This window comes from Staphylococcus sp. AC872, assembly GCF_979255425.1.
In genome coordinates, this window is sequence record NZ_CEEDKW010000002.1 from 391,687 (window position 1) to 414,106 (window position 22,420).

50 protein-coding genes are annotated in these 22,420 nt (G+C 32.5%); 7 read left to right on the forward strand and 43 right to left on the reverse strand.

Going from position 1 to position 22,420, the window contains the following annotated elements:
- Window positions 1-8: 8 nt before the first annotated feature.
- The 6 genes from ACZ267_RS04740 to ACZ267_RS04765 form a co-directional block, all read right to left on the reverse strand.
- Window positions 9-1,757, reverse strand: coding sequence for a terminase large subunit (locus tag ACZ267_RS04740; protein WP_079449178.1), 1,749 nt, complete (start codon window positions 1,755-1,757; stop codon window positions 9-11).
- Window positions 1,750-2,220, reverse strand: coding sequence for a phage terminase small subunit P27 family (locus tag ACZ267_RS04745; RefSeq protein ID WP_079449179.1), 471 nt, complete (start codon window positions 2,218-2,220; stop codon window positions 1,750-1,752). Before ACZ267_RS04745 ends, ACZ267_RS04740 begins: the two co-directional genes overlap by 8 nt.
- 126 nt (window positions 2,221-2,346) lie before the next feature.
- Entirely contained in the window at window positions 2,347-2,658 is a 312-nt protein-coding gene (locus tag ACZ267_RS04750) for an HNH endonuclease (protein WP_081047738.1), read from the reverse strand.
- Between the two features lie 221 nt (window positions 2,659-2,879).
- On the reverse strand, window positions 2,880-3,326 hold the full coding sequence (locus ACZ267_RS04755; protein WP_058714784.1) for a transcriptional regulator: 447 nt from the start codon (window positions 3,324-3,326) through the stop codon (window positions 2,880-2,882).
- A 12-nt stretch (window positions 3,327-3,338) separates the two neighbouring features.
- Complete coding sequence (locus tag ACZ267_RS04760; RefSeq protein ID WP_124747980.1) at window positions 3,339-3,491, reverse strand: DUF1514 family protein; 153 nt, start codon at window positions 3,489-3,491, stop codon at window positions 3,339-3,341.
- On the reverse strand, window positions 3,491-3,661 hold the full coding sequence (locus tag ACZ267_RS04765) for a hypothetical protein (protein ID WP_171991408.1): 171 nt from the start codon (window positions 3,659-3,661) through the stop codon (window positions 3,491-3,493). The genes ACZ267_RS04760 and ACZ267_RS04765 overlap by 1 nt, the downstream gene beginning before the upstream one ends.
- Window positions 3,662-3,720: 59 nt before the next feature.
- Between ACZ267_RS04765 and ACZ267_RS04770 the strand changes: the two genes are divergently transcribed.
- Window positions 3,721-3,951, forward strand: coding sequence for a hypothetical protein (locus tag ACZ267_RS04770; RefSeq protein ID WP_058714785.1), 231 nt, complete (start codon window positions 3,721-3,723; stop codon window positions 3,949-3,951).
- Between the two features lie 11 nt (window positions 3,952-3,962).
- Here ACZ267_RS04770 and ACZ267_RS04775 read toward each other — a convergent pair whose 3' ends face one another.
- The 24 genes from ACZ267_RS04775 to ACZ267_RS04890 form a co-directional block, all read right to left on the reverse strand.
- A complete protein-coding gene (locus ACZ267_RS04775) occupies window positions 3,963-4,220 on the reverse strand; it encodes a DUF1381 domain-containing protein (protein ID WP_079449180.1) in 258 nt (85 codons plus the stop codon).
- Window positions 4,220-4,435 (reverse strand): hypothetical protein, encoded by a 216-nt coding sequence (locus tag ACZ267_RS04780; RefSeq protein WP_079449181.1) that lies wholly within the window; start codon window positions 4,433-4,435, stop codon window positions 4,220-4,222. Before ACZ267_RS04780 ends, ACZ267_RS04775 begins: the two co-directional genes overlap by 1 nt.
- A 6-nt stretch (window positions 4,436-4,441) precedes the next feature.
- Window positions 4,442-4,699 carry a hypothetical protein gene (locus ACZ267_RS04785; protein ID WP_079449182.1) on the reverse strand — a complete coding sequence of 86 codons (258 nt, stop codon included), beginning with the start codon at window positions 4,697-4,699 and terminating at the stop codon, window positions 4,442-4,444.
- Window positions 4,700-4,771: 72 nt separating this feature from the next.
- Entirely contained in the window at window positions 4,772-5,092 is a 321-nt protein-coding gene (locus tag ACZ267_RS04790) for a MazG-like family protein (protein WP_079449183.1), read from the reverse strand.
- Window positions 5,085-5,330 carry a hypothetical protein gene (locus ACZ267_RS04795; protein ID WP_049416319.1) on the reverse strand — a complete coding sequence of 82 codons (246 nt, stop codon included), beginning with the start codon at window positions 5,328-5,330 and terminating at the stop codon, window positions 5,085-5,087. The genes ACZ267_RS04790 and ACZ267_RS04795 overlap by 8 nt, the downstream gene beginning before the upstream one ends.
- The gene (locus ACZ267_RS04800) at window positions 5,330-5,590 is read right to left on the reverse strand and encodes a DUF1024 family protein (RefSeq protein ID WP_079449184.1); all 261 of its coding nucleotides are present in this window, start codon (window positions 5,588-5,590) and stop codon (window positions 5,330-5,332) included. Before ACZ267_RS04800 ends, ACZ267_RS04795 begins: the two co-directional genes overlap by 1 nt.
- Complete coding sequence (locus ACZ267_RS04805; RefSeq protein ID WP_185639945.1) at window positions 5,583-5,756, reverse strand: hypothetical protein; 174 nt, start codon at window positions 5,754-5,756, stop codon at window positions 5,583-5,585. Before ACZ267_RS04805 ends, ACZ267_RS04800 begins: the two co-directional genes overlap by 8 nt.
- Window positions 5,753-6,184 (reverse strand): hypothetical protein, encoded by a 432-nt coding sequence (locus ACZ267_RS04810; RefSeq protein ID WP_124747979.1) that lies wholly within the window; start codon window positions 6,182-6,184, stop codon window positions 5,753-5,755. Before ACZ267_RS04810 ends, ACZ267_RS04805 begins: the two co-directional genes overlap by 4 nt.
- Before the next feature lie 12 nt (window positions 6,185-6,196).
- Window positions 6,197-6,442 carry an SAV1978 family virulence-associated passenger protein gene (locus ACZ267_RS04815; protein WP_432813848.1) on the reverse strand — a complete coding sequence of 82 codons (246 nt, stop codon included), beginning with the start codon at window positions 6,440-6,442 and terminating at the stop codon, window positions 6,197-6,199.
- Window positions 6,423-6,779 carry a thermonuclease family protein gene (locus ACZ267_RS04820; protein ID WP_079449186.1) on the reverse strand — a complete coding sequence of 119 codons (357 nt, stop codon included), beginning with the start codon at window positions 6,777-6,779 and terminating at the stop codon, window positions 6,423-6,425. Before ACZ267_RS04820 ends, ACZ267_RS04815 begins: the two co-directional genes overlap by 20 nt.
- 14 nt (window positions 6,780-6,793) lie before the next feature.
- The gene (locus ACZ267_RS04825) at window positions 6,794-6,997 is read right to left on the reverse strand and encodes a hypothetical protein (RefSeq protein ID WP_047210736.1); all 204 of its coding nucleotides are present in this window, start codon (window positions 6,995-6,997) and stop codon (window positions 6,794-6,796) included.
- Window positions 6,975-7,196 (reverse strand): hypothetical protein, encoded by a 222-nt coding sequence (locus tag ACZ267_RS04830; RefSeq protein ID WP_058714791.1) that lies wholly within the window; start codon window positions 7,194-7,196, stop codon window positions 6,975-6,977. Before ACZ267_RS04830 ends, ACZ267_RS04825 begins: the two co-directional genes overlap by 23 nt.
- Window positions 7,186-7,440, reverse strand: a complete 255-nt coding sequence (locus ACZ267_RS04835; protein WP_058714792.1) for a DUF3310 domain-containing protein — start codon at window positions 7,438-7,440, stop codon at window positions 7,186-7,188. Before ACZ267_RS04835 ends, ACZ267_RS04830 begins: the two co-directional genes overlap by 11 nt.
- Before the next feature lie 6 nt (window positions 7,441-7,446).
- Window positions 7,447-7,629: a hypothetical protein gene (locus tag ACZ267_RS04840; protein WP_079449187.1), complete on the reverse strand. Its 183-nt coding sequence runs from the start codon at window positions 7,627-7,629 to the stop codon at window positions 7,447-7,449.
- A gap of 4 nt (window positions 7,630-7,633) precedes the next feature.
- Window positions 7,634-8,041, reverse strand: a complete 408-nt coding sequence (locus ACZ267_RS04845; RefSeq protein ID WP_079449188.1) for an SA1788 family PVL leukocidin-associated protein — start codon at window positions 8,039-8,041, stop codon at window positions 7,634-7,636.
- Window positions 8,042-8,218 carry a hypothetical protein gene (locus tag ACZ267_RS04850; protein ID WP_171991410.1) on the reverse strand — a complete coding sequence of 59 codons (177 nt, stop codon included), beginning with the start codon at window positions 8,216-8,218 and terminating at the stop codon, window positions 8,042-8,044.
- 4 nt (window positions 8,219-8,222) lie between these two features.
- Window positions 8,223-8,627, reverse strand: coding sequence for a DUF1064 domain-containing protein (locus ACZ267_RS04855; RefSeq protein ID WP_079449189.1), 405 nt, complete (start codon window positions 8,625-8,627; stop codon window positions 8,223-8,225).
- A gap of 9 nt (window positions 8,628-8,636) precedes the next feature.
- Window positions 8,637-8,861, reverse strand: coding sequence for a DUF3269 family protein (locus tag ACZ267_RS04860; RefSeq protein ID WP_079449190.1), 225 nt, complete (start codon window positions 8,859-8,861; stop codon window positions 8,637-8,639).
- Between the two features lie 11 nt (window positions 8,862-8,872).
- Complete coding sequence (locus ACZ267_RS04865) at window positions 8,873-9,031, reverse strand: hypothetical protein (protein ID WP_186293611.1); 159 nt, start codon at window positions 9,029-9,031, stop codon at window positions 8,873-8,875.
- On the reverse strand, window positions 9,028-9,813 hold the full coding sequence (locus ACZ267_RS04870; RefSeq protein WP_079449191.1) for an ATP-binding protein: 786 nt from the start codon (window positions 9,811-9,813) through the stop codon (window positions 9,028-9,030). The genes ACZ267_RS04865 and ACZ267_RS04870 overlap by 4 nt, the downstream gene beginning before the upstream one ends.
- Before the next feature lie 12 nt (window positions 9,814-9,825).
- Window positions 9,826-10,641 (reverse strand): conserved phage C-terminal domain-containing protein, encoded by an 816-nt coding sequence (locus tag ACZ267_RS04875; RefSeq protein ID WP_079449192.1) that lies wholly within the window; start codon window positions 10,639-10,641, stop codon window positions 9,826-9,828.
- Window positions 10,634-10,855 carry a helix-turn-helix domain-containing protein gene (locus tag ACZ267_RS04880; RefSeq protein WP_015365157.1) on the reverse strand — a complete coding sequence of 74 codons (222 nt, stop codon included), beginning with the start codon at window positions 10,853-10,855 and terminating at the stop codon, window positions 10,634-10,636. Before ACZ267_RS04880 ends, ACZ267_RS04875 begins: the two co-directional genes overlap by 8 nt.
- Window positions 10,845-11,519: a putative HNHc nuclease gene (locus ACZ267_RS04885; protein ID WP_015365158.1), complete on the reverse strand. Its 675-nt coding sequence runs from the start codon at window positions 11,517-11,519 to the stop codon at window positions 10,845-10,847. Before ACZ267_RS04885 ends, ACZ267_RS04880 begins: the two co-directional genes overlap by 11 nt.
- Before the next feature lie 11 nt (window positions 11,520-11,530).
- Window positions 11,531-12,076 (reverse strand): hypothetical protein, encoded by a 546-nt coding sequence (locus tag ACZ267_RS04890; RefSeq protein WP_011276639.1) that lies wholly within the window; start codon window positions 12,074-12,076, stop codon window positions 11,531-11,533.
- A 72-nt stretch (window positions 12,077-12,148) separates the two neighbouring features.
- Here ACZ267_RS04890 and ACZ267_RS04895 point away from each other — a divergent pair, with 72 nt between their 5' ends.
- Window positions 12,149-12,832 (forward strand): hypothetical protein, encoded by a 684-nt coding sequence (locus tag ACZ267_RS04895; protein ID WP_340081564.1) that lies wholly within the window; start codon window positions 12,149-12,151, stop codon window positions 12,830-12,832.
- Here the strand turns inward: ACZ267_RS04895 and ACZ267_RS04900 are convergent.
- The 6 genes from ACZ267_RS04900 to ACZ267_RS04925 form a co-directional block, all read right to left on the reverse strand.
- The gene (locus ACZ267_RS04900; protein WP_164978474.1) at window positions 12,829-12,990 is read right to left on the reverse strand and encodes a hypothetical protein; all 162 of its coding nucleotides are present in this window, start codon (window positions 12,988-12,990) and stop codon (window positions 12,829-12,831) included. The two genes, ACZ267_RS04895 and ACZ267_RS04900, sit on opposite strands and share 4 nt — an antisense overlap.
- A 25-nt stretch (window positions 12,991-13,015) precedes the next feature.
- Entirely contained in the window at window positions 13,016-13,801 is a 786-nt protein-coding gene (locus tag ACZ267_RS04905) for an AAA family ATPase (RefSeq protein ID WP_015365160.1), read from the reverse strand.
- Entirely contained in the window at window positions 13,802-14,287 is a 486-nt protein-coding gene (locus ACZ267_RS04910; protein ID WP_079449193.1) for a siphovirus Gp157 family protein, read from the reverse strand.
- Entirely contained in the window at window positions 14,280-14,507 is a 228-nt protein-coding gene (locus tag ACZ267_RS04915; RefSeq protein WP_015365162.1) for a hypothetical protein, read from the reverse strand. The genes ACZ267_RS04910 and ACZ267_RS04915 overlap by 8 nt, the downstream gene beginning before the upstream one ends.
- Window positions 14,508-14,581: 74 nt before the next feature.
- Window positions 14,582-14,761, reverse strand: coding sequence for a DUF1270 family protein (locus ACZ267_RS04920; RefSeq protein ID WP_079449194.1), 180 nt, complete (start codon window positions 14,759-14,761; stop codon window positions 14,582-14,584).
- Window positions 14,762-14,763: 2 nt separating this feature from the next.
- Window positions 14,764-15,081 carry a DUF771 domain-containing protein gene (locus ACZ267_RS04925; protein WP_015365164.1) on the reverse strand — a complete coding sequence of 106 codons (318 nt, stop codon included), beginning with the start codon at window positions 15,079-15,081 and terminating at the stop codon, window positions 14,764-14,766.
- 57 nt (window positions 15,082-15,138) lie between these two features.
- Between ACZ267_RS04925 and ACZ267_RS04930 the strand changes: the two genes are divergently transcribed.
- The gene (locus ACZ267_RS04930; RefSeq protein ID WP_050969579.1) at window positions 15,139-15,369 is read left to right on the forward strand and encodes a hypothetical protein; all 231 of its coding nucleotides are present in this window, start codon (window positions 15,139-15,141) and stop codon (window positions 15,367-15,369) included.
- On the opposite strand, the gene ACZ267_RS04935 is transcribed toward ACZ267_RS04930, so the two are convergent.
- The gene (locus ACZ267_RS04935; protein WP_165489105.1) at window positions 15,366-15,542 is read right to left on the reverse strand and encodes a hypothetical protein; all 177 of its coding nucleotides are present in this window, start codon (window positions 15,540-15,542) and stop codon (window positions 15,366-15,368) included. The genes ACZ267_RS04930 and ACZ267_RS04935 overlap by 4 nt on opposite strands.
- Before the next feature lie 93 nt (window positions 15,543-15,635).
- Here ACZ267_RS04935 and ACZ267_RS04940 point away from each other — a divergent pair, with 93 nt between their 5' ends.
- Window positions 15,636-16,016: a DUF2513 domain-containing protein gene (locus tag ACZ267_RS04940; RefSeq protein WP_463680290.1), complete on the forward strand. Its 381-nt coding sequence runs from the start codon at window positions 15,636-15,638 to the stop codon at window positions 16,014-16,016.
- Here the strand turns inward: ACZ267_RS04940 and ACZ267_RS04945 are convergent.
- From ACZ267_RS04945 to ACZ267_RS04955, 3 genes are read right to left on the reverse strand one after another with little or no spacing between them, the layout of a single operon-like run.
- Window positions 16,003-16,200, reverse strand: a complete 198-nt coding sequence (locus ACZ267_RS04945) for a hypothetical protein (RefSeq protein ID WP_079449196.1) — start codon at window positions 16,198-16,200, stop codon at window positions 16,003-16,005. The two genes, ACZ267_RS04940 and ACZ267_RS04945, sit on opposite strands and share 14 nt — an antisense overlap.
- A gap of 13 nt (window positions 16,201-16,213) precedes the next feature.
- Window positions 16,214-16,969, reverse strand: a complete 756-nt coding sequence (locus ACZ267_RS04950) for a phage antirepressor KilAC domain-containing protein (protein WP_079449197.1) — start codon at window positions 16,967-16,969, stop codon at window positions 16,214-16,216.
- 13 nt (window positions 16,970-16,982) lie between these two features.
- Window positions 16,983-17,243, reverse strand: coding sequence for a helix-turn-helix domain-containing protein (locus ACZ267_RS04955; protein ID WP_046464318.1), 261 nt, complete (start codon window positions 17,241-17,243; stop codon window positions 16,983-16,985).
- A 191-nt stretch (window positions 17,244-17,434) separates the two neighbouring features.
- On the opposite strand from ACZ267_RS04955, the gene ACZ267_RS04960 reads away from it, so the two are divergent.
- The 3 genes from ACZ267_RS04960 to ACZ267_RS04970 all read left to right on the forward strand — a co-directional run bounded on the left by ACZ267_RS04960 (window position 17,435) and on the right by ACZ267_RS04970 (window position 20,262).
- Window positions 17,435-18,073, forward strand: coding sequence for an XRE family transcriptional regulator (locus ACZ267_RS04960; protein WP_046464317.1), 639 nt, complete (start codon window positions 17,435-17,437; stop codon window positions 18,071-18,073).
- Window positions 18,074-18,755: 682 nt separating this feature from the next.
- On the forward strand, window positions 18,756-18,881 hold the full coding sequence (locus ACZ267_RS04965) for a hypothetical protein (RefSeq protein ID WP_257875483.1): 126 nt from the start codon (window positions 18,756-18,758) through the stop codon (window positions 18,879-18,881).
- 355 nt (window positions 18,882-19,236) lie between these two features.
- Window positions 19,237-20,262, forward strand: a complete 1,026-nt coding sequence (locus tag ACZ267_RS04970; RefSeq protein ID WP_058714806.1) for a tyrosine-type recombinase/integrase — start codon at window positions 19,237-19,239, stop codon at window positions 20,260-20,262.
- 166 nt (window positions 20,263-20,428) lie between these two features.
- Here the strand turns inward: ACZ267_RS04970 and ACZ267_RS04975 are convergent, their stop codons facing one another.
- Genes ACZ267_RS04975 through racE form a run of 3 tightly spaced genes read right to left on the reverse strand, consistent with a single transcriptional unit; the run spans window position 20,429 to window position 22,340 of the window.
- Window positions 20,429-20,947 carry a YfcE family phosphodiesterase gene (locus ACZ267_RS04975; RefSeq protein WP_002466007.1) on the reverse strand — a complete coding sequence of 173 codons (519 nt, stop codon included), beginning with the start codon at window positions 20,945-20,947 and terminating at the stop codon, window positions 20,429-20,431.
- Window positions 20,940-21,527, reverse strand: a complete 588-nt coding sequence (locus tag ACZ267_RS04980; RefSeq protein WP_002466003.1) for an XTP/dITP diphosphatase — start codon at window positions 21,525-21,527, stop codon at window positions 20,940-20,942. Before ACZ267_RS04980 ends, ACZ267_RS04975 begins: the two co-directional genes overlap by 8 nt.
- A gap of 15 nt (window positions 21,528-21,542) precedes the next feature.
- The gene (gene racE / locus ACZ267_RS04985) at window positions 21,543-22,340 is read right to left on the reverse strand and encodes a glutamate racemase (RefSeq protein WP_002466008.1); all 798 of its coding nucleotides are present in this window, start codon (window positions 22,338-22,340) and stop codon (window positions 21,543-21,545) included.
- Window positions 22,341-22,420 lie beyond the last annotated feature (80 nt).

The window sequence follows — 22,420 nt, forward strand, 5'->3', positions numbered from 1 at the left end:
TCACCGCCTTATCTAAATCTAGGTAAAACGTTCACTTTTTCCCACTCATATTCACTAGCAATTACATAAGCAAATATAGTTGCCATAAGTGGGTCAATCTTTTCTCGATTCATTTTCTTTTCAATCATCACAGAATCATTAGTATTTTTAGCAACTGCATTTTTGACTGCCAAGTCAAGTAGTGGGTTCTTATGATGTTTTATATCACCATTAATTACTTTTAATCTGAAATCAATATTCGGATTGGATAACGTTTGGGAGCCCTGTCGTATCTCAATAAGGTCATAACGCCAATCACGACGTTCAATTTCTGCTAAAAAGCCATGAATAGCATGTGGATCATAACAAATCGCTTCAACATCTAAGTTGTTATCTAATATATATCGTTCAATGTAGTCTAATACTTGATTACTATTAATAATGCCACTCTGTAGATTAGTAATTGTACAGTAACCATTGCGTTCCATTTCCCGATAATCGATAATATCTCGGTCAATTTTTGCTTGTAAACCACCTTTTGTTCCAACAAAGGAGTGAGAGGTCACATAATACTGCTTTTTTACTTCATCTAAATGTATAAATGATACTGCAGTTAAGTCATCTGCACGTGATAAATCAAGTCCGATATAAGTTTTAGTACCTTTAATATCAAAATCAGATTCATTTTTCTTCCAATCATTAAAATCTAAATAAGATTTTTCACTTGCTTGTAGCCAATAATTGAAGTTTTTCACTAAAATTTTGAACATCGTACCTTTTTGAGTACCTTCGGCTACACGTTTTTCTAAAAATATCTCAATTTGTTCTTTCAATTCGTCTGATTCATTGATTAATGGATTTGATTTTGCCCATGTTGATTTGTCTTGCCACTCGTTTTCATCATCTTGTTCATAAATAATTGCAAAATACTCATGATCTGTGTAAGATTCTGACAAAACTTCTTTAGCATAAGGCCACTCATCTGTGTACATTGGTGCATTTAAGTTAAAACCTGCCGTAGAAATGATAAAAATCAAACTTTGATGTAGGTTACCTTGACCAGATTGTATCAATTCCACCATTTCATTGGTTTTTGCAGCGTGATACTCATCAATAACTGCTAAAAATGGTTCAAAACCATCAACAGCACCTGTATCACGTGATAAAGGCATGACATATGAATCATCTTTCAAATTTTGAAGTAACTCACGTACCTTTTTTACATCTTTTTTTATTTCAGGTACTTGAGAAACAAAATACATCAATTGTTTAGCTACCATATTAAAAACAATACTTGCTTGTTTCTTATCATTCGCAGCAGTAAAACACTGACGTCCTTCTTTTGGTTCATTATCAAACAAGAATGAGTATAAGACTAAGCCACTGACAATAAGTGACTTACCACCTTTTCTTGCCATGGAAATAAAAGCTTTCTTAAACCTCAAATAATCATCTTCGGTAAACCAACCACGAACCATAGATACCATAAACTTCTGAAATAGCGCCAATGTATGAAACTTACCTTTAGTGTCTGGTAAAGCTTCCATAAATTTAATTACTTTTTTTGCACGCTTCGGTTTATATACATAAGGGAAGTTGTCATCATTTTCGATTCGTTTTAAATCTTTTAAATGACGAATACAAGCAAGTTGAGTATCTTTACATGTTATAAATGTACCTGACAATACCATAACGCAATACTTATAAGCGTCATCTTTGTATTTATCAGCTACATCTAAAAGTTGCTCATATTCTTTATTCAATTTTACGCTAGTCATCGTCATCAACACCGAACTGATCATAAACAGATTGTTTCTTTTTGTTTTCCACTGGAACAACAATTCGCATTCTTGAGTCAATTGTGAGACCTAATGAGCCACAAACTGAACGTAACTCTTTTAAACTCTCCATATAAACTGCGAATGCACCAGTTTTTTTGTTTGTTTCTGTATCAAAAGTACCAACTATTTGAATTTGACTATATGCATTGTTGTTAATATCAACTAATTCACAGTATTTTTTGATTAGCGTGTAGTCGAGTTCTGCAATAGGCAACTCCTGAAGTAATGGAACAATTCGATTCCATTCTTTTTGCGCTTGATCCGTTAAATCTGTAGGCGTATTGTTTACAGTTAATTTATCAAATTGATTCAGACCATTTTCTTTTAATTCTGAAGCTTCTAATTCTTCTTTAGTCCTATGCCCTTGTTTTGTCGCATTTAATTTGCGTGGTCTAGCCATTGAAACACCTCCAAACGCCCTATATGGCTAGGTTGAAATATTTAGTTTTGGGAATTTGGTTGTAAATTTGGGAACGTCGATTAATCGTGAACCTTAGAGCCACGGGGAATTGAAACACCTCCCCCCCTATTTTAATTTATGTAATCGGTTATGACATGACGTGCACACCGTTTCAAGATTATCCAGGTTCAAACGCCCTCCCCAGTCTTCACGTAACTCCCGCTTGTGATGGACTATCAGTCTCTTATCATTAACGATTCCTTTAGCCAAACATCTCTGACACAAGTAGTTATCACGTACAAGTGCCTGAGCACGCATTTTGCGCCACTGTGACGACTGATAAAATTTTGTCAGGTCTTTATCTACCTTATTGCGTACCTGTGCGTTATACGTCCTGTGTGCATGCCTCCTACGCTCCTGCAGTTGGCTTTGTGTCATAGTCTTGTTACCTAGACGAACCTTTGGTTGAATGAAAGACAAAATGATTTCAACTTCTTTCAATATAAAAAGAACAAACAACAATAAATAAATTAAAGTTGAATGTTCTTTGTCTTTGATTATGTTTTGTTAATACTTAAAAGAATCATTGTTATATTCTTTTTGATAATATCAATATAAATCATTTCTTTCCGCAATTAAACAAACAGCTAATTGCGATTTTACTTGAAATGAATATATCCAATTCTTCTTGCTGTTTCTTCCATTAATTTTCTTCTCAATCTTAATACTGAATAAACACTTATAATTTTGTCATCATCTCTTTGTTTAGTTAATTCATGAGCAATGTCTTCCCATTCATAAGTTAAAGAATCTTTATCCCAATATCTAAACTTAACTATCTCTTGTTGTTCATATGTAGCACATCTGTATATATCTTCGATAGCAGATATTGTCTTACTCAGATTAGCATATAGGTCATCTTCGTGTAGCTTTACTACCTCACGTTCTATAGGGCTACTAACTATATTTGTTTTACCCCCACCAATATTAGTGTCTTGTGGTTGATATAGTAGCTCATATCTCCTATAAGCCAATTGCCCTTTCATTTCATTATAGTTCTCCCAATACTCCTCTATCTTCTTGAGGTCTAGTTTACTTAACTTCATCGCTTACCTCCATTACTTCCGTTTCTCTTCTATATATCTCACAATGTAATCACGCATATATTGATTAGCGTACTTGTAATCTTCTATTTGCTTATGCTGTTCGTATTGCACGCCTATTGATATGAGTAAGGCGATTGCTAATAGTATCGAGATGATAATCCACATTAGTCCGACACCTCTGCATTTAAATGGATATGATCGTATTGGTTAAAGTCTTGTGGTGGTGTGTCGATATCGTCTTGTTTGTATCTATATGCGTTAAACGTTGCAGTGAGCAATTTATAAATTGTAATTGCAGCAATTGATGTTAAGAATGTTTCTAATAATTTATTCATAAGGTATCGTTCCTTTCTGGTATAATAATTTTATTAATTGGCAAGGGGGGTGGGAAATAATGGATAAACAAGAAATTATTCGTCAGATAAATATTGGTATATCAAACAATATTTATACTATTGTGCACACGACTAACGAAAATGCAAAAAAGTATATAGTTAAAAACTGTCGAGAAATTGACGATGAAAATATAGAACTTCTTTTATCTGATGACTCAAGTGTCAAAATTAGATACGAAGATATATTCACATCAAATCACGAAAAAAATATACCGCCTAAAAAATTTTAATATTAGAGGGCTTAATCGCCCTCCTCATTAAAAATGCATGAATCTTTTGGTTTAAGTGGTTTAACAAATGAAGTTATTCCTGGTTTAAACTTACGTTCAATTGACGCAAAATTTAACGCTACTGTATTTTTTATTCTTTCATATATCTTCATTGCCTGCTCTTTACTCTTTGCCTCAACCACAGTAAACATTTGGTTCTCTCTAGCCTTAGTCACGTGTGAATATTTATTACCGCTTGAATCTGTGTATGTTGTGATTAGGTATTGCATTAGCTATTTTTCTCCAATCTAGGTCTGTTAGTTTCAACTTCATTCATGTTGACCCATATCACTTCTAAAGCGTAATATTCAGCTTCTAATTGTTTGATGAAGTTTATATCGGCACCGTCAAATTTAGCTTGTTCAAGTTTGTCTTGTATATATCTTCTAGCGTTAGAAACAAGTTTGTGAATCCTTATGAAATTTCTAGTGTAATAATCTTCCATTCCCACTCACTCCTTAAAATGTTTATCTAATTCTTTATTAACACGGGATATTACTCTTGATTGATTCATTTCTTTACGTTGTTCTTCCATTCTCTTATTAGCCATAGCTTCAAATTTACGGTATTCTCTATCTGTTCTTCCCTTAAATGTCTCAAAGTCTTTTTTGTTCTTTTTATATAACGCTAAAACTACACTAAGTGTTAATACATACATCGTAGTGAATACACCAATGGCTAGTAATCCTAACAATAATAAATCATTCACTTCCCCAGCACCTCTTTCACTCTAGTTAGAATATCTTTATTTTTAACCGCCTCGAATTCGACACGTTTAGAATTACTGTAAGTCTGATTCTTTGATGAATGTTCCATTGATCGTCTTTCCTTTTCGTCCTTTGATTTCGTCATACGCAAACTGTAAGCACTCCCGTAAACTCATATCGTGTTGTTGAGCTAAGATGATTAACGTTACTACTGTATCGCCTATACCATCTTTTAATGCATCCATTTGCCCACGTGATAAAGCTGCTCCAACTTCTCCCGCCTCTTCATAAAACTTCAACGCTTGTCTGTCTGGATTGCCATTGTGCAACCCTTTATCGATACTCCATTGTTCTACTGCATTTACTAATTGATCTACTGTTAATTGATTAGTCATTTTGTTCCTCCTCATCAATACCAGCCAATTCACACATAACACTCTCTACACTTCTATCTTTTAATTCTTCTGACACAAATACTTTCATATCATGTAATTCTGTTTTTATTGTTTTTTCATCATTGTCATGGTCAATGTAGATTTCTAGAGCACCATCTTCTAAATTAAAAATAGCTTTATCTTCATCAACTCTGTAACCTTTTTCTTCTAACTTCTTTAATGATTCATAAATTTTCATCACTCTTCACGCTCCAATTCTTCAATATAATTAAATATATTTTCATAAACACCACTCAATAAACTATATCTAGGGTCTTGAGTCTCTTTATAAAGAACACTGTAACTATCTAGCTCTTCTTTTATGTTATTTTTTACTTCATCAAACGTATTCGCTTTCTTATACACACTATCCAACTCATTCAACAATTCCACCGTCTCATTGCCTGTGTACACTCTTGCACCAATAATCCCTTGTTCTATTTGTTCACGGTTAGTCATTTTGTTCCTCCTCGATAAATTCAACTTGATACGGTTCGACAATTTTCAACTGGTTTTCGTATTCTATAACTGCCACCAGAGAGGGTTCGTCTTTCGATAATTGAAATACACCGTGAAATTGTTCTTTTGATATTTTATAGATTCTCTTAGTATCAATAGTCATCACTCTTCACGCTCCAAATTATTAATAACCATTTTAGTTACTATGTTATTCATGTTTTTTATTACATCGTTATCTTCAGATAATACAGTTAATGCTATCTCATCAAACGCTTTTGCTTTCTTCTCCAACTCTGCGTTGTATTTTATTACGCTTGCATTGCTTTTAATTAACTCATCACGCTCTTTAGATGTCTCATATAAATTCTTTTCTATTTCATAACTCAACTTAATTTCTTTATCTAATTTTTCTTCGAACTCTACATTACGCTCACGCAACTGAGCTATATCTTTGATGAGTTCGTCACGTTGTTGTTTGTACTCGTCACGTTGTTGTTTAAACTTCCACCAGTCACTGCGTGGATACGATTCATCTGTATCTAGTTTGTTATTTCTAATATATTCTTCTAATTGTTCTCTAGTTGGATATGTCATTTACTCAATCTTCTAAAATAATGTTAGTTGATTATCTTCTTCCAAACTCAACTCGTATTTCTGAATGCAATTCATGAACTCTTGCTCACTGTTAAACGTCAACTTAATACCTGACCACTTCGTCTTGTGATGACCGTGCAAGTAATACACACCATTTACTATGTGCATATGCGCCACTCTTTTATCGTCTTGGTACAAGTAACGCTTGGTACCGAAATACTGGTTAAGGAACGCTTTTTTATTTTTCATTGCTTTCATTCCATTTCGAATTAGGTTTGATTAATTGGTTAATGTGCAGATCATCATTCAACGAACGTATCTCATTACCTGTATCATAAAAGACATTGGCTAAATATCTGCCGAAAGCGTCATCTTTATACGTCTGAACATATATCTTCTTATTTTCTACACATTGCTTAGTAAAGTTAGTAGCTTTACTATAATTTTCTTGTCCTCTCTCTGGCGTATCAACATTGAGTAACCTGACACGCCTTTTAGCAAAAGTTTCAAACCCTAAATCTATATCTATCGTGTCCCCGTCAACAACATTGGTACATGTTGCTTTAAATGTGTATAGTTGGTTTTTGATATTCATCTCATACACTCCTTTTATTGATTAGGTAATCCTGCAGACATACATTCGTTATATAATTCATCTTTTGCTATTTCTTCTTTGAGATGTTCGATAACTTGGCTAACTTCTTTATGGCTCATCTTTTTAATTTGCTCGTCAGTATATTTTTCTCCTATGTTAAATGGGTCGAACTTTTTTTGAAGTAGTTTTACATAGTCAACTTGTTTTTGCGTTGCCATTTTTCATACACTCCCTATTACTTTTTTTATGTTCTTCTAATACTTTCATTGTGACTTTACGTCCTGCCACCTTAACCACAAAACCTTGTACACCTAGCTTGCGTAATTCCTGTTGTATCTGTGTAGGTCTCTTGCCTTTAGTGTTGTATTTGTAGCGTTGGTTGATTGTGTCGGATAGGTCGTATGTGCTAGTTGTCATTGTTTGTGTCCCACACATTGATTGCCATATCAACGCTTTCCTTTGCTTTCTTCAAATCTTCTAGTCCATTCTTTCTTGAGGCACGCATTAAATATTTCAATGCATTACCAACATGGTAGAATACTGACGCAGATTTATATGTTTTGCCGACTGCTTCAATGATTACGTTTGCCGTAAATATTCCAAATTGATAATGTGGTGGTTGTTTAACCATATCCACTTTCTGATTACTAATAATTGTCATTATCATCTACACCTTTACTATGTCGTATTTATCGTCTATCACTACTAATTCACTACCTACTCGTACTTTTAGATATGGTTCGCCTTTAAAGTTGTAATGGAGTTCTTCCACCACTGCAGGAAATGAGTTATTTGCGTTTGGATATTTGAACCAAATATCATCGCCTGTATTTAATTCATGTAATTCCATTCGCTTATCCCCTTTGTACTCTGCCGTATGAGTCGGTTTTTAATTTAGCTATTGCGTTATTGTCCATTAAACCTTGCAAATACTTACTACGTGTGTGTTTCTGCTTAACATTGAACAAATGTGGTTTCTTTCTACGTATTTCTTGTTCTTCTCTTGTAGCGATACGTTGTTCACGTTCATTATCTTCTTCAATCAGTGGTTTAACTGTTTTGTCTGCTAATGGTCTAACAACATACTGTGTTACTGCAAAACCGTTTTCTATAATTCTTCGTCTCAAATCATAATTGCTCAATCCGTTTTTATTTGCTAGCTCATATATTTCTGCTGGCACCTCAACATTTTGATACATAATTCTCATCAAAAAATATAAGTTGCCGTATTCATCTTTCATTCTTTTTCTTAACTTAACCATTTACTCCACCTCTGACTCATCTATTGTTATATCTAGTTCTAAAATATCGTTTGGACACTCTCTTAACTCGTTAATTTTGTCTTGCAATCTATCTTCTAACGTTTCATGTTTACCTACTGGTATGAACGTGTTTACATGTCCTGTGATTTTAAAATTAATTCTTACTTGATGTTCCATCTCATCAACCTTTCTCTTTCTTGCGTTGACGTCTCACTTTTTGCAAATCTTCATAACCTATCCATTCTTGACCAGTGTATTTAGGTGCCTCACATACCCATGTTAGATACACATCTCTATATTGGTATCTGAACATCTTCGCTTTTAACTTTGCCTCTGGAGTAGCCATACCTTTGACGTCAATGACTTCTAGTAATTTATCGTCTTTCCATAACGCAAAATCTGCTACATATACAATTGGTCTTTGTTTATCAAATTTTGGTTGCAATTCGAATTTAGGTTGTAATTCGATGCGATCAAACATACCTAGTTCTTTTTGTTTCTCTAATTGTTGAAAGTATTTACATTCAGCTTTGCTATCAAATGTAATACCTTTGTATTCAACTTTCTTCGCGTTGTATTTACTCATGTGCCACCTCTACAAATATTCGAATAGATTCGCTTGTAATCCTAGTTCTTGCTCATACAAGAGCCCATGCACGGCCTTAAACCGTTTTAGCTCACTATCAGTCATAATCTTCTTATCGTCGCTAAAATGGGCTCCTGTAAGCGAATAAACCTCATTGGTGTTATCTTCGTACTTGATGACCTTAATATCTTCTGTGCCATCAGCTCTATATAGGTAATATTTTTCCTTTGCCATTTATAACACTCCTAATATTCGACAACAGCAGGACGTATACGACGTTCTGCAAGTTTTCTATAGTAAGTATCTTCTAACTTCTTTTCGTCGCCCTGTGCGTCGTCTATGAGTTTCTGAGCATACACATCAGAACACTCAAGATTTTGTTTGATTTCTTGTAATGTAATCAAAATTTAAGCCCCCTTGTTCTGTAATCTTGACCGTCCATTTTGATTAGCGTTGTATTACTCATAATTCTGCTAAATATACGTTGCATATCTTTATTTCTAGTCATTTCTTTTTCATCTAGGTTAGTTGTAAATATATTGTGTTTTCCTACTCTACTTTCGACTAATTCGAACATCTTACTTGTCGCGAATTCATTCATGTTGATACCGAAGTCATCAAACACCATTAGATCAACATCACTAATGATTTGTGCTAATTCTTGCTCAGTCATACCATTTCTATTGTTGTAAGTATTTTTGATAGTTGATATAAGTTGAGGGACGTTCATATAAAGCACCGTGTAGCCTTTTGATTTAACTTCTTTAACAATACTCATTGATAAGTGTGACTTACCTGTACCAAACGAGCCCTGAATTAATAGTGATTGCTTATTGTCTAACGTGAAGTTTTGGGCATACCTTTGACACAAACCTTTAGCATAATTTAGCTTTTCTGATGTAGGTTGGTAATTCTCAAATGTAACTTGAGCTAAATTGTCGTTTATTATAGATTGTTTAAATATCTTTTCTGCTTTTGACTTGCGTTGTTTCTTTCGATAATTTTCTGTAGATTCTTTGGCTAGTGCAATCATGTCGCAGTCACAACCATCTTTAACGACTTGACCGTTATCAAATTCGTAATAGTCATATGTGCGACCACAGTCATTGCACTTCAAACCAAATTCCTGCTTAACTATCTTGTTCTTAAAACCTGCTTGCTTTGCTAGGTTCTGGAAAGCCTCCATCTCATCACTCCTTTAAAACGGTAGATTTTCCATATCCAATGGCTGTGCATTTTCAAATGCGTTAGCGTATGGGTTGTTAGGTTGTGTATTAGTTTCTTGGTTGAGATATCCCTCAAATTTAGTGCCAAATAATGTTTCGGGCCTTAGATATTTTTCTTGGCTTGTTCCTAACCATTCTGATGTTTTTATATCTATCACTTTTTTAAAGTCATCTAATCTAAAATCTTCATTCCATCTTGCTTCAATACATCTTTTGCTTTTACCGGTATTATGTTTAAATTGTTTGCCTGCTTTTTCATTTAAATAACCAATAATTTCTTTATAGGGAATTGGAGAAGCAGTCGGGTCGCCCGACAATATATCTCTTGAAGAAGTCTCTGAAGTAGTCTCTTGTGTAGTCTCTGGTATTGGTTTGCTCATTTTGAGCTGTTCGACTTGCTCATTTTGAGCAAATCCATTTGCTCTTTTTGACCACATCGTTTGCTCATTTTGAGCAACTCGTTTGCTCACACCCTCAAGCTCTAAATAGTTGATTGTGTACCACTTCGTTTTGTCGAAACCCGCTTTATTGTAATTGCTTGTGATTATTAGGTTTTGTTTTTCTAAACTTGTGATCGTTCTACGTATTGTTACATTGCTCCAAAAAGGGAATTGTTCTTCCCATTCTTTATAGCTGTTATATATCCAGTTAAATCCATCATGTATGTGTTTGCTACTTCCTAACCAGTAGTGAATCTGTTGAAGTACAATAGCCTCGTTTAATCCGATTTCTGTAGCTAACTTAGGCAAAACTAATATTGGGTAATCGTCTATTAATAACTTACTCATTGCTGTCACTTCCATACAGAAGGTATTCTTCGCTATACTTTAGAATTCCGGCTATTTTAGGTATTGTTTCTTTTTTAGGTAAATGAACACCAGACTCCCATTTTTGAACTGTTGATTTAGTTGTGTCAGTTTTACTAGCTAATTCTTTTTGTGTCATTCCTAATCGAGTTCTTCGCTCATTTATACGTTCTCCTACATCAAATCTATCTACCATTTTTTACTCCTTTCAACATCGCATTAAGACGATCATCAACTTTGATCCAACTGTTTTGTAAGTGGTATTTTTCATCAAACGATTTAACACCAATCGCATGTTGTTCTGAATGATGGCGTCTACATAAAGCTAGTACATGCTTGTCGTAGTGATTCATCTTATTCCTGTTCATACCTCTACCTACTGTCTCGTAATGAGCTAAGTCACTACCTGGAGCACTACATATCACACAATTACGATTAACAGTTGCCCAATACAACATTGCCTGGTCTCCACTTAGTAACTTGCTTGTCTCTACTCTCATAGGTATTTGATGATGAAACATGAATGCGATGATCAATTCAATTAATTCTCTAGCTACTTTCATAGAACAATCTCGTAAACTTATTTCTTCATAACCGTTCATTATTTCAAGTTCTGCTTGAAACCTTTTTCTTAGTGATTCCACTGGTTCTCCCCAATGCATTTCAATATCTCTGCACATAGCAAAAATCTTTTTACGTTGTTCAATAGACAATCTTTTGTTATCCGGCACTTCCACTTCTGCATTAAGTGAGTAACCGTTATCTAATAAATCTATGTGACTTCGCTCTAGTTCAACACCAGTAGCAACGACGGAATAAGTACCGTCGTTATCTCGCTGGTATCTTGTAATGCGTTGCATTTAATCACATCCTAGAATGCTAAATCATCTTCATAACCTAATGGGTCATTGTTACCAAACGGGTTATCTTGGCTTGTCATTGGCGTTTGTTGTGAATTGCTTTTCTCTTCAGCTTTTTGCTTTTCGGTTTTAGGGATCGGTTTATTAATTATTCCTTCTCCATTTTTGTAAGGTTTAATAAATGAAAAATCAGTGAAATATTTACCTTCATCTTTATTGAATTTCCATTTCAAAACTAAATGACACGGTTTTCCAATTAATTCGTTAGTATCAAAGTCTAAACTTGGAAGATTTAATTTAATGCCTAATCTAGTTAGTAGTTCTATCAATTGTTTTTCTTGGAAATCATATTTGTAAGGTGGAACAAATTGATTGTGTTTGTATTGTTTACCTTCATCATTTTCGAATACGATTGTAAAATATCTATTCTCTCTATCATTAAATTCAATATTTTTAACTTTTACTGTGAATTCTCCAGCTTGAAAACCTGTTGTACCGTTATAGAACTTTTCTTGATTTGTTTCTTTAATATATTGAGCTTGTCCTGAAATTTTCATAATTGATTACCGTCCTTTATGTTATTTTTGTATAATATATTTAATTCTAATTTTTGAAAGTGAGTGATATTTTTGAAACGCAAAATTCTGTTGTTAAATACTCAAGGAAGTGCACACGGAAAGTATGAGATAGAGTTACCAAATTATTGTCCTTGGTGTAAATCTAAGATAAGTCCGTCTATATTAAGTTCAACTCCATTTGATACAAGTAATAGATATTTTCCAGTGTCAATAACTCTACAATGCCCTAGTTGTAATAAGCATTTTTTGCAAACCTATAAGGTTAATTTCACACCGGGAGGTTCCATTGCTGAACTTAAAATGGATAATGAAAAACCTATGCCTGAGACATTGTTCGAATATCCAAGTGAAATTGATGAAATAAGTCAAGAATTCAAAAATATTATTACTCAAAGTTCAAATGCAGAAGCTTTAAGATTTGATCATTTAGCTGGTATTGGTTATAGAAAAGCAATTGAATTTCTTGTTAAAGATTATTTAATTAAATGCAAAGACAAAGATGAGTCTAAAGTATCAACCCAACAACTTGGACAATGCATTTCTGATATTGATGATATAAGAATTAATAATTTAGCTCGTGCAGCTAGTTGGATTGGAAATGATGAAACACATTATGTTAGAAAACACGTTGATAAAGATGTACAAGACTTAAAGAAATTTTTACACGCTTTAACGGCTTTAGTAAGTTTAGAAATTAGTATTTCTGAAGCAAATGAATTTATTAATAAAGATTAAATGCTTTTTTCAAATATAAATGTGCCATTTAAGTCATAATATCTTTCAACTTTCCTAATAGGATCTTCGTTACCATTACCTTTCAGACAAATAATTTTAATTAATTTAACTACATCAACTGCTTCTGGTGGTTGATGTGTTATGTCATTTTTTTTCATAATTAATTACCGTCCTTTTAGTTTTTTAGTTTCCGTTTTGTGCCATATCTACAATTTTTGAAATTGAAGCATTTTTAATATTCGGATTATTGATTGTTACTTGCGGATTATGTCTAACTTTAGTTGTGTATAAATTAGAAGGTTCTACAGAAAACACATAATCATGTGTCGCGTTTCCATTCTCATCTGTATGATCTTCTATAAATGTATGTCCTATAATGTCAAACTGAGTTACTAAGTTATTGTGTATTGCTGGTTGTACTTCAATTGATATTCTAGGGTTAATAATCTTTCCGTTTTCATCTTTATCCTCTGAGTTAAGTCCTTCATGGCCTGTAAGTACAACGTGAAATCCGAGTTTGTCTTTAACCTTTAATAAATGTCTAACTGAATTAACAATTAATTTAGACGTTTCGCCATAATCTTGTATTCTTGCTTTTTTGACTTGGTGTGTATTCATTACATGCGTAAGTGTTATATCTCTTAATTTTTGCGCTGTTTCAATTACAACCACATCAATTAACTTTCCTTTTTGTCTACCTGCATTTACTATCTTTTCGATACTCGCTATCGTATTTCGAAAGGCGATATAATTATCAACTTTCTTAACAAAACCTTCTCTCGTTACCTGAATTCCATCTTCGTGGATATCGATAATAAATGCGTTGTTTTCTCTAGTTGCTAGAGTTGTTTTACCTGTACCGGACTTACCATATGCCATAATTGAATAATAGTTTTGAGTATCTTCATTAATCTCTTCTATACCTAACTCTTGCAGTATGTCAGATTGTTCAACATTTGATTCAGTCATCTACTTCACCACCAAACTAACTGTTTGTTTAAGTTGAGCTCCTGGTATTTCTTTGCCTGCTTTTAAATCATCAGTGAGCATTTTTGAATTAAGTTTAGGTGCTTGTGATACCCAGTATTCTTTAGGTATTTTAGATTCATCTATTACATCTTTACTCGCACCGTTTTTACGTTTGTAAATGTAGTTTTTAGATGTTCTGTAGTTATCTAACTGTCGTTGATCTAACATGTCAGAGAGATAACCTTTCAAACGGTCTGAAAATTTTACTTTTGATTTTTTCAACTCTTGTAGACGTTTAAGTTCTTTATCAATAGCGTCCACATCTGAATCAACACTGCGTTTAAGTCCTACAATGTTATCTACTTTTTCATTTAGTTCTAATTCGATTGAGTCTAATGTGTCTTGTATGATTTGTGGGTCAACATCTTCATCAGCCATATTTAAAACTGATAAGAATTTATCGTTAATTTGGTAAATGTTACTCATCTATCAAACACTCTCCTTTGATTACTTTTTTAGCTAGTTCAAAATTGGTTAGCATTTCACCTTCTGAATGAATTGTGTTGTCTATTTGAAGCACGCTCACACCGTTTGTATGGTAATGTGAGAACCAAATAACATCGTATTTATAGTCAACTTGAAAACGATTGTTTGGTATCAAATCCATCAAATCATGTGCCATTCGTTTAAATTTATGTTGTTTCATTTGTACCTCCGTGATACATTAATAGTAGATATATTTGAAAAAAATACTTTGTGTCGACTGTCTGCTAATGGCCGTTAGCATTCAGTCTTTTTTATTTGAAAAAATTCATATTCGAAAAACACAAACGCTGCAATACTGATTTGCATTGCGATACCTAATGCAGTTGTGAAGTAGACACCTGCAAATGTAAGTGCTAGTGATAGTACAATCCATGATAGTAATGCGATTAAGAATGCTATGTCGTGTGATTTCATTTTTATCTCCCCTTTCCGTGTATTTCTTCAAAATGTTCTTCGATGAACTTATTCATCTTTCTAGCGTTGAATCTCCAACGATTTAAACTTTCATCTGGATAATGTGCGATACCTTGCTTTTTAAGTAATTTCTCAAATTTAGGATTGAATAGTAATCTGTCTTTAATAGTGTCGTCAGATGACATTTTCAATTTGCGTTTCAATTCTTTTAAGTCCCAAACTGGATCTAGTGAGTAATTTATTAACTCATCGTATTCATCTTTAGCGACAAGTACGTGTGTGTCGGGTATGGGTACAGATACAGTTAAAGTTTGTGTCATCTTAGATACTCCTTTCGTGTATAATGTTGTTATCCCTTTATGAAGGGAGGTGGATTTATGCATAAAAGTTTGCTCAGTCAATATTTAGATATGGAAAACGTTATTTCTTTAGATTTACATTTAATTAATGGCGAAGTTATTAAAGTGCAAGAACGTCGGAAAGATGCCGAAAACAAAACTCTACACATCATTCAGCCGAAAGATAGAGTTGTCAGTTTAGATCACGTTTTGTATTTCGACATTAATGTTAGAGATGAAAAGAATAACAATAATCCTTATCCATCTTAAAAACCATAGCGCTTATAGTTATTCGCTATTTGTTTGCAGTTATCACTGGCAAGTCCTACCTTGTCAGCTTGGTAACTGTATTGATTATTCACTTCGTTTACTAATCTATTCCAGTCGTCTCTCGGCACATCTTCAAGTAGTAAGAGAAGCATCTTTAATTTTTCTTCGTTCATTCCATTTCCTCCTTTAAGTTGTTTGTTCGATTGTGGGTGTTTATAATTTTTATAACTTTTTCTGCTATACTCCTTATTAGGAGGTGGATAAATATGAAACTAAATCATGATTGTATTCGAGACTTATTATTAGAGATTGAAGAAAAGAAGCCTTTCGAAACTATGTTAGTTACATATAATTTTCAAGATTATGAAGTATATAAAAATTATAATTTTAGTGAATTAATATATTGCTTGTCTAAATTAAACGAAGCTGGCATTTTAGATGCACGAGTTGATGTTGCAAACAATAATATTAATTACTATCAAATTGGTAATATCACTTTTTATGGTCATGAATTCTTAGATAATATTCGCGATGACGAAACTTGGAATGAAGTGAAACGTGTTGCTAAACAAACATCGAGCATGTCAGTAACTTTATTAAGTAGGCTTGCTTTTCAATATCTATCTAAAAAATTTAATCTAACTTAAATTCATTACCATCTAGTTGCATGTATAAGTTATTGATAGTTAATGGAAATTCTCGTTTTATATGCTCGATCCATTTTTCATCTAATAGAAAGTTTAGTTGCTTTTGATCATCTACACCTAAAGGTCGTCTATTGCTTTTTTCGTCATAGTAGTAATAGATGACTTTTTTATTTTGTTCATGCATTTGTTTTCCTCCTTTAAATTGTTTGTTCGATTGTGGGTAGGATGTCGTTATCTTTAAGTAATTCATAGATGAAAAGACGTCCTTTTTGTGTCCACTTGGTATTCATTCTTACTGATGTACTCCCATCTTTATGCTCAATTTCTGTAGTTGATGAATGTGTGTAACCTTTTTCTTGAATATTTGAGTAAAGTAACCATTGTCCTGATTGTTTGTATTGAACTTTTAAATCATGAAGTAGTTTGTTTAATGCTTGAGCTGACATACCGTAATCTTTTGCAATTTGGCCAACAGTGACCAAACTTTTATTATTCAAGATAGTATCTAGATAAGATGCTTTAGGTTCATATTCGGCTATTTTCTGTTTGTTCATGTTATTTTCCAGTTCTAACTTCTCTTTTTCTTCTACTGTTTGAAGTAGTTGTGATAACGCCTCTTTATATGTTCCAGGTAATCTATTTTGAATTTCGTTCTCCATCTCATTAAATTTATTAATGTAGGTCATTTTGAATTCGTTGTGACCTTGAATATTGAACATGTATAAAGTGAAACCGTCTTTTGTTAGTAAGTATTCTTTTCTACTTTCTCCTTTAGAATCTTTATATTCGCTTGGAATGATTAACGAGCTCACATTTGAGCCGGTTAAAATTTTCTCTAATCCTCTGAGTACATTTTTGTGAGTTCTATTTAACTCATTCGCTACTACTCGACTAGAAACAACTGCTCCTAATTCTGTATTGTTTTCAATTTGAATTTCTTGTAATGCTTGCATTTGGTTTCCTCCTTTAAGTTGTTTGGTGTTCTTTTTCTTCGACTAAAACGTATTTAAAATACGATTCGTCTTTTAAAAAAATAATCTCATCGATTGAGACTTCTAAAGTATTAGCGATTTTAAACGCATCTTTAGGTTTAATCATTTCTGGATTGTTTTCCCAAAAATTATATGTTGATGGTGAAATACCTAATTTATTAGCAAAAGATGATTGAGTATAACCTTTTCTTTTGCGCCATTCATCTAATTTTAGGTTCTGTTTGATGTGATTCATTTTTTGACCTCCTTGTTAAGCTCTGATTAGAGTATATCGAATTATAAATACGATTGCAAGTTTTTTTCGTAATTATTTTTTTGAAATTAGTAATTTTATTTTTTAAAATCGTATTTTAAGTGTTGCAATTACGATTTTTCATAGTATAATAAAAAGTGTCAAAAACATCATATATAAGGAAGGTAATTAAAATGGCTTTCAAAAATTCCATCAAAGAAATTAGATTAGATAATAGACTGTCGAAAGTTGAAATGGCTAAAAAATTAGATGTTTCGGAAGGCACAATAAGAATGTGGGAAAACGGTAAAAACGAACCTAGAATGGGAATGATTGAAAAAATATCTAGCTTATTCCATGTTTCAAAAGGATATCTTTTAGGTGAAGTAGAAGAATCAACACTACCAGATTTTGATGGCGAAGTTGATATTCCTTATTATGGCAAAGTTTCTGCAGGTAATTTTGAAGAAATGACAATTGACAATGAATCAGTTAAAGCACCAAATTTTGCATTCAATGGTCGTAAACCTAGCGAATGTATTGCTTTGCAAGTAAATGGAGATAGCATGAACAAAATCTTGGCTAACGGATCATACATAATCGTACATGATTATAGAAAGAATCAAGACTATAAGTTGAATAGTAATGACATTCTAGTACTTCGTTTAGGTGGAGAATACACGGTAAAGCGTGTTAGACGTACTGAAACAAAGTTACATTTAGACCCGGTAAGCTATTCTGATGAGTTCAAAACTAATTCTTATGATTTAGATTCTATAGATGAAATTGAAGTAATTGGAAAAGTTATTTATAACTACCAAATTTTTGATTAATAAGCGACCTAGTGACGCTTTAATATAAATATTTAAACAAAGGAGAAATGTAGAATGAAAATAATTAATTATCAAGTTAAACTGAGGAAAATTTATTATACCGTGAGAACTAACAGAGGTAATGTTTTTAGGAAGTCACGTCCTAAAAAGGAAAGTATTATAAAAACACGCAGAAAATTACAAAAATACGCCCGAGAAATTGATGAAAAAAGACAGTAAGTCCAAAGGAGGCGTAGATGATGACATTCGTTATTGAATGCCTATTAATTTTACTAATTGTAAATATTATTTTGTTAATCATCAATATTTATAAACTTATAAAAGCGAACGAACAAATTTCCAAAAGAGCTTATACCATGTGGACGGTATTAACCATAGTTTTTATCTCTATTATCGTGATAATACTATATAATTTTATTTTTTTATAATTATATAATTCACATTTAGTTACTGCATATGATCAAGATGAAATAAACTTAATCTAAGGGGATGAATACATTGATCTATGTGATTATCGGTTTATTTTTAATTAGCATTTTTTTATTTATTTTCAGTTTCTTTTTATCACAAACTGAAGGGATAACTTATAAACACACATGTAGAACAATTTCATTGGCTTTTTTAGCTGTAAGTATAATCTCATTTCTAGGATATCTAATTTTATGATATGGTGGTGTTTATTGTGAAATTTAAATTTATTATAGCAGTTATTATGATGGCAACTTTATCATTATCTGCTTGCGACCGTCATGCAGACAATGTACTTAAAGATAATAATAAAATAGAGGATAAAACAACTAAACACTAATCCTTAAATCTTATTTTGATTGCTAGAAAGGACTTTTAAAATTATGTTTTATTTTCTTTTCGGCATTATTTTCATAATTACCATCACTTTCCTACATTCACTTTATGTAATTGTGAAAATTCAAGAAAAGAAGTTAACTATTAAAATTATATTAATCTATATAATTTTATATTTTATTATTTTAATAATTTTGGTAACAATTCTAATAAATATAATGCAAATAAATGAATTTAGTTGATTCTAACTCTCTATTGTTAACACTCAAAAAAGAGTACATTTTCACATACTCTTTTTTACATTTTTAGGGTAGTCCGCCTACCCTTATTATTTTTTACCTTTTTTGAGGAGGGATAACATGCAAACACGATGTTATGACGGTAAAAAATGGCAATACGAATTTAAGTATGAAGGTAAACGGTATAGACAAAAAGGTTTTCGAACAAAAAGAGAAGCTAATTCTGCTGGATTAGATAAGTTAAATGAGTTAAAACAAGGCATTGATTATGAACCTAATTTAACCCTGTATGACTATTTTAAAACGTGGTGTGAAACGTTTAAGAAATCGACTGTAACAGCTAAAACATATAAGTCTTACGCTGCTGCTATAGAACATATCAATAACCACCCTATTGGCAAGAAAAAGCTGAAAGATTTATCCAGGTATCACTATCAAGATTTTATTAATGAATTTTCAAAAAATCATTCTAAAGAGTCTATAAGAAAATTAAATGGCTATATAAGAACATCATTAGACGATGCAGTATACGAAGGGCTTATTGCAAAGAACCCTACCTTTAAGGTTAATTATAGAGCTAATAACCCTAATAAAAGTGAATATAGTAAGTATATCAATCTAAAAGATTATGAAGTGTTAAAACAGTATTTGATGACTAAAGACAACGCATCATCACTCGTACTATTCATCATGATTTGTACTGGTTGTCGCATAAGTGGTGCTTTAAATCTAAAGCGTGAATATATCAATCAAATTAAAAGCGAAATATATATTGATGAACATAAAACTGATTCATCTCCACGTTATGTGTCCATTAGTCCAAAAGATATGAATTATATCATTAAATCTATTGATCAATTACCTAGAACAATTGACGGTACTATCTTTGGTGAACTAACAAACAATGCAGTTAACAAACGTTTAAAAAAATATTGTAACAATCTAGGTATCAAAGAAATCACTTCACATGCTTTACGTCATACTCACTGTTCATATTTACTAGCCAAAGGCATTTCTATATATTACATTTCGAAAAGACTAGGACACAAAAATATATCAGTTACTACCGAATTTTATTCACATTTACTTGAAGAAACATACAAAGAAGAAGATGCAAAAGCAACACAAATAATAAGTGCAATGTGATTTTTAGGGACCCATTAGGGACCCGAAAGCCCATGAAACCCGTCGTTATAAGGTTTATAGTATCCCTCCCAGGACGCTAATAAGAGTTGTAATCTACTGAGATTACAACTCTTTTTTATTACATTTTTATATGCAAACTAGAAAACAGTTAGGCAATATTGAATGCCTAACTGTTTTCTAGTTTGAATTCGATTGTATCTATCGCTTTATTTTCACGATTTCTAAAATTCAAAGTACATTGTAATGTCGTATCATCAATGATAAGTTCTGCATAAGTTTCTTCAACAGTACTTCTTGATTGTGAAATACTGCCTGGGTTAATCACGTGCACGTTGGCAAGATTTTCATATTTAGCAACATGTGTATGTCCGTAAAATGCTAATTGCGCACCAATAGTCTTAGCTTTTTCAGCCAATTTCATTCTTGTCTGATTGACCTGATACAAATGTCCATGTGTATAAAATGCACGAACATCATGATGTGTAATAGATTGCTCCTCTGGAAATTCTGGATAAAAATCACAATTTCCTTTAACTCGATGATATAAGCTCAATTCTGTGTCATCATATTGAAATTCAGAATCTCCAAGATGAAGGAATACATCTGCGTCTTGATGTTGATCATACACTTGGTACAGAATACCTGTTTCATTATGATTATCACTAACTATAATCCATTTACTCATTTTTCTCCCCCGCTAAAAATTGTTGTAATTGTTCTATAGCATGACCTCGATGGCTAATTTTAGCCTTTTCGGCATCTGACAATTGTGCCATTGTTTTATTTAAAGAAGGTACATAGAAAATCGGATCATAACCAAATCCATGATCCCCGATTGGTTCTGTTGTTATTTCGCCTTTTACTGTCCCTTTAAATTGGGTCGTCTCACCATTTGGTGCACTCATACTAATCACACATACAAATTGTGCGTTTCTATCAGAAATATTTTCCATATTTTTCAATAATTTATTAATATTGTCTTGGTCATTTTTATCTAATCCTGCATATCTTGCAGAATAGACACCTGGTTCACCATTTAATGCTTGGACTTCTAAACCACTATCATCAGCAATGACTTGTTTATTTAAAGCTTTAGCTGCTGCAACAGATTTTAATTTAGCATTTTCTTCAAAAGTTGTTCCTGTCTCTTCTACATCAAAATCTTTAATTAATTCACTAATACCTATGACATTATGGTTAGGAAATATAGCTTTAAAATCATTAATCTTACCTTTATTATTAGATGCTATTACGATATCTTCCATTAATAATTCCTCCATTTAACCTACTGAAATACGTTCCACTTTAGTATCCATACCTAGCCACTCTTTAATAATATTTTCAATATGCATTGTATCTCCAGTTGCAAAGAAACGATGTGGCGGATGTTGTGTATAACTAGCATGTTCATTACTAAATGTTAATAAAGCACTGACTTCTCTTGCTGTTTCCAATCCCGAAGAAATAACTGTCTTTTTACCACCAAAATAATCATTAATAGGTTTGTATAATAATGGATAATGTGTACATCCTAATATAACTGTATCTGCTTCGCTATTACGCCATTGTTTTAAGGTTTGATGTATCACAATACTGGTAATTGTCGGATCATTATATCTCATTTGTTCAACTAAAGGTACAAACCCAGGACAAGCAATACCATATACTTCTACATTAGGATTAATACGTTTAATATGTTTTCTATAAGCTTCTGATTTTATCGTTCCTTCTGTTCCTAAAATTAAAACATTTTGATTCTTAGTCGTCATTATAGCCGTACGAGCACCAGGTTCAATGACACCGATTACTGGGATTGGTAATATTTTTTGTAAATGTTCTAATGCTACCGCTGTAGCTGTATTACAAGCTATCACAAGCATTTTAATATCGAATTCTACAAGTTTCTGTGCTATTTCAGTTGTGAACTGTTTAACCTCTTCACCTGATCTAGGCCCATATGGACATCTTCCAATATCACCTAAATAATAAATGGTTTCATTAGGAAGTTGTCTCATAATCTCCTTAGCTACTGTTAAACCACCCACACCTGAATCTATTACTCCAATTGGTCTATTCATTGTCTTACATCCTTATTTAATAGTTAACTTTTATTTTATCATAAGCATACTCAAGTGTTGATTAATTCGAACAAAATCAC